This window comes from Streptomyces sp. WELS2 (assembly GCF_013870595.1).
Taxonomy (GTDB): domain Bacteria; phylum Actinomycetota; class Actinomycetes; order Streptomycetales; family Streptomycetaceae; genus Streptomyces.
Window position 1 is genome coordinate 1 of sequence record NZ_JACBWZ010001093.1, and the last position, 1,780, is coordinate 1,780.

The following is a 1,780-nucleotide window of genomic DNA, read 5'->3' on the forward strand; positions in this document are numbered from 1 at the left end:
CGCCCGGCGCCCGCACCCGGCCGGCGCCACCGGGCGCGGCGCGCGCTCCGGCGTCCGGGCCCGCCCGCGAAGGCCGTGATCCCCCTCCTGCTGCTGGCCCTCGCCTGCTACGCGGTGGGCTTCTGGGCTCTGACCCGGCTCTGACCCGGCGCTGACCCGGCTTGGTCCCGCCGTCACCGGGCCCGCGCGTGCGCCCGCCGGGCCGCCACCGTCCAGCCGCCGAGCACCAGCAGCACCGCGGTCCCCGAGCCGATCCCCCCGACGGCGACCAGCCGCATCACCCCGTCACCGGACCTCTCCCCGCCGGCGGCCCCGGCGACCGGGTTCCCGAGGCCCCCGGTCAGCGCGGCCGCGCGGTCCGCGTCGCTGATCGTGAAGACGTCCTCGGGCACGGGCCCGCCGTCGTACGCGGGGCCCGCGTGCGCCCGTCCGTCCACCCGCACCCGCAGGGTCACCTCGAACGGCCCCCGCCCGAACGGCTCGGCCACCCGGGTGCTGAGGTGCACGACGAGGTAGTAGTCACCGGCGAACCGTACGGAGGTCACCCCGGCCGGTACGGCGTACCGGTTGGCGTACTCCACCGGCGGCAGCGGGGCGAGCGCGGTGGGCTTGGCGGTGCCGGTGTAGCCGGCGGAGGTGTCGTCGACGGCGCCGCGGACGGGGTTGTAGAGGGAGAGGGTCAGGGCACCGCCGACGTAGCCGTGGCCCTGGGCGCCGCCCAGTTCGGCCGAGGCGTGCAGCCGCCGGCCCCAGTCCACCGGGACCTTGTAGAACCGGGTCTGGCCGGGTGCGAGCTCCGTCCGCCAGACGCCCTGGCCCACGGTTCGCGCGGTCGCGAACCCGGTGCCGCCGGAACGTTCGAGGGGACGGCCGGAAGGCGGATGATGTCCTGCCAGTACGGGAGCGGCTCCTGCGCGTGGGCGGCTTCGAGGGCGGCCCAGTCCACCGGTTCGCCCGGCGGGAGCGACTCGATGAGGTCCCGCGCGTGCGGGGCGTGCCGGGCGCGCCGCAGCTTCCGGACGAGTTTCTCCGGCGCCAGTTCGCGGTCGAGCCGGGCCCGGAGGACGGCGGCGGGGTCGGCGGACGCCAGGGCCTTCGCGCATACGGTGGTGGCGGAGCGCCCCAGCACGTCCCGCCCCGCGAGCCGCGCCAGCCGGTCGGCACCGCCGTGCCGCAACAGCCTCAGGCAGCCCAGCAGTTGATGTCCGAGGCCGAGCCGCGCGCCCTCTGTTTCGAGCAGCGCCTCCACGAGGTCCGGCTCGGCCGAGCACAGCCACATCAGACCGCCGGCCGGCCACGCGGAGTTTCCGGCCCGCCAGTCGGCGAGCACCCGGGCGCCCAGGGACGGCCGCCCGGCACCGGGCCGTGACCGGGTCACGATCCGGTGGACGAGGGGCCGGGGGTTCCAGTGCCGCAACAGGACGAAGTCGACCTCGGGGTCGTCGAGGTCGACGAGGCGCTCCACCGCGCCGTTGCGCTCCATCCAGCGGGACTGGGCGGCCAGGACGCGCAGCGCGTCGGGGTCGCGGTCCGCGAGCAGCCGGTCGAGGACGGTGCGCGGTGTGCGCTCGTGGCGCAGCAGGTACGCGGCGAGCAGCCAGGGGCCGTCCGGTCCGAGCCGGGGCAGGACGGCGTCGACCACCTCGGCGTCGGCGAGGCACAGCAGGGTGCCCTCCGGCCAGGCCCACAGGTGGTCGCCCCGCTCCAGCAGCTTGATCGCCTCGTCGGGGGTGGCCGGTGCGGCCCTGCCGATGGTCGTACCCGGGCTCGCCGCCGGAGC

2 protein-coding genes are annotated in these 1,780 nt (G+C 77.1%); both read right to left on the reverse strand.

Translation table 11 applies throughout. From position 1 onward, the window contains the following. Positions 1-173 precede the first annotated feature (173 nt). On the reverse strand, positions 174-758 hold the full coding sequence (locus H5J33_RS33970; RefSeq protein ID WP_258565595.1) for a hypothetical protein: 585 nt from the start codon (positions 756-758) through the stop codon (positions 174-176). Continuing rightward, on the reverse strand, positions 680-1,780 hold a 1,101-nt coding region (locus H5J33_RS38105), incomplete at its 5' end, for a hypothetical protein (protein WP_258565596.1). The genes H5J33_RS38105 and H5J33_RS33970, both read right to left, overlap by 79 nt.